The following is a 2,082-nucleotide window of genomic DNA, read 5'->3' on the forward strand; positions in this document are numbered from 1 at the left end:
TTAAACAGCTCGGGACGACGACGTAAAAAAAGACTTGACGGACTACCTCAGGGCATGACTCTACCAAAAGCTGTCGGTCGATTTCTGGGTCTGACTTGCCCCTAGCCAGCAGATCGAGGACTCTGAGATCCCGGTGCTGTAACGCCGGTATGCCTAGCCCGGATTATTCACGAAGCTGAGGATGCAAAGGGCCTCCAACGTGGTACAAAGCCGTTACGACACGAGCGATGGACCACAAAGGAGGCCTTTGCATGAGAGACGATAGCACACGACAGTGTGTGTTGTTCCCGGAGCTGTTCGGTAAGCCGCTGGTGGCGCGGTTTGACCAACCGCATGGCAGTTCCGATGGCGGCGCGGTGCTGCTCAAGGCGTGCGATGAGCGATTGCGATTGACCGAGCGCTTGGCCGCGTGCTTTCGCGATGAACGCCAGCCGGGGAAGGTCATGCACACGCTGCACGATCTGATTGGCCAGCGGGTATTCGCGATTGCCTGCGGCTATGCTGACTGCAACGATGCGGCGCGGCTGGCTGACGATCCGATCCAGAAGTTGCTGGTGGGGCGCGATCCGCTGGAAGGCGAGGCACTCGCCTCGCAAGCGACGTTGTCGCGCTTTGAGAACGCGGCCGGGCCAAAGGTGTTGTATCGCATGGGGGAAGCGCTGGCCGATGCGGTGATCGAGCGGCAACGCCGGCACCGGCGCGGTAAAGCGAAGCGCATCACCGTGGAGCTCGATCCCACTGACGATCCGACGCATGGCACTCAGCAACTGACGCTGTTCAACGGCCACTACGACACGTGGTGTTACCTGCCGGTGGCCGGTTTCATACGCTTCGATGAGGAGCCCGAGCAATATCTGTTTGCCTATGTGCTGCGGCCGGGTAATGCGCCGGCGAAGCTGGGGGCGATCGGCATTCTTAAGCGGGTGTTGGCGCGGCTACGCGCGGCGTTCCCCAAAGCGCGACTGAGGGTGCGCCTCGATGGGGGTTACGCCTGCCCCGAGATTCTGGACTTCCTCGACACCGAAAGAGTGCAGTATGTCGTGGCGATGGCGGGTAACGCCGTGCTGGAGCGCGCTTGCGAGCCGTGGATGAAGCGCGCCCGGCGCGCCTCGGCAAGTAGCAAACAGACCACGCATCTGTATGCAGAGTGCCGCTATGCGGCCAAGAGCTGGGGCGCCCAGCGCCGCATCATCATCAAGGCGGAAGTGGTGCGACTGGAGGGGCGCGAACCGCGCGACAATGCACGCTACGTGATCACCAACTTGAGCGCGGCGCCGCAACGGGTCTATGAAGACATCTACTGCCAGCGCGCCGAGATCGAGAACCGCATCAAAGAACTACATCATGGCTTGGAGATCGACCGCACCAGCTGCACACGCTTCTGGGCCAATCAACTGCGCGTGCTGCTCACCGCAGCCGCTTACGTCTTGATGCAGGAGTTGCGTGGCTGTGCGGCCACCACCGACTGCGCACGGGCGCAAGTGTCGACCTTGCGCGAGCGCCTGCTCAAGCTCGGCGTGTGGGTGCAGCGCTCGGTGCGCCGCATCGTGCTGCATCTGCCGCAATACGCGCCGTGGCGCTCGGACTGGTGCCGCGTGGCGCGCTGCCTCGGCGCTGTCCCAAGCTAACGGCCGATCCCTCACCGCTACGACCGGCTTCTGACACGCGGTTCGGGATCAGTACGTCCGCAATCGCCCATTCATTACTGGCAACATGCAAAAATGGCCCGCCCACACTCGTTCGGCCTCCCGCTCCAGCGTTTCAGCACGCAATCAGTCGCAAAAAACGTCAGCACCACGTTCGACAATGCAATCGCGCGCACTTTCATGAATAATGCAGGCTAAGGGCAATACTCTTCACTTAAGTATTCGGATCGCTTTTTTGATGCTGACCGGCGGTGTGGGTTTCGCGTGACGGCGCAGCGGGAAGTTGCTCATCTTTCGTTTGACCCCGCGCGGGTTGCGTCGGCCACGGCGGGAGGCGACTCGCTCCTGCAGAATCTCCTCGAGCACGCGCTCATGAAACGCTGTGCGCTCCAGAGGGGGGAATAGCGTGGAAGGCAGGCAGTTTGCGTCGCACGAC

General features: G+C 61.8%; 2 protein-coding genes. One reads left to right on the plus strand and one right to left on the minus strand.

Annotated elements, in window-relative coordinates; all coding sequences use genetic code 11:
* Nucleotides 1-251 precede the first annotated feature (251 nt).
* Nucleotides 252-1,628, plus strand: a complete 1,377-nt coding sequence (locus VES88_00190; protein HYN79889.1) for an IS1380 family transposase — start codon at nt 252-254, stop codon at nt 1,626-1,628.
* A 228-nt stretch (nt 1,629-1,856) separates the two neighbouring features.
* Here VES88_00190 and VES88_00195 read toward each other — a convergent pair.
* Nucleotides 1,857-2,082, minus strand: a 226-nt coding sequence (locus tag VES88_00195; GenBank protein ID HYN79890.1) for a hypothetical protein, incomplete at its 5' end; no start/stop codon positions are given.

This window comes from Gemmatimonadaceae bacterium, assembly GCA_035633115.1.
Classification (GTDB): domain Bacteria; phylum Gemmatimonadota; class Gemmatimonadetes; order Gemmatimonadales; family Gemmatimonadaceae; genus UBA4720.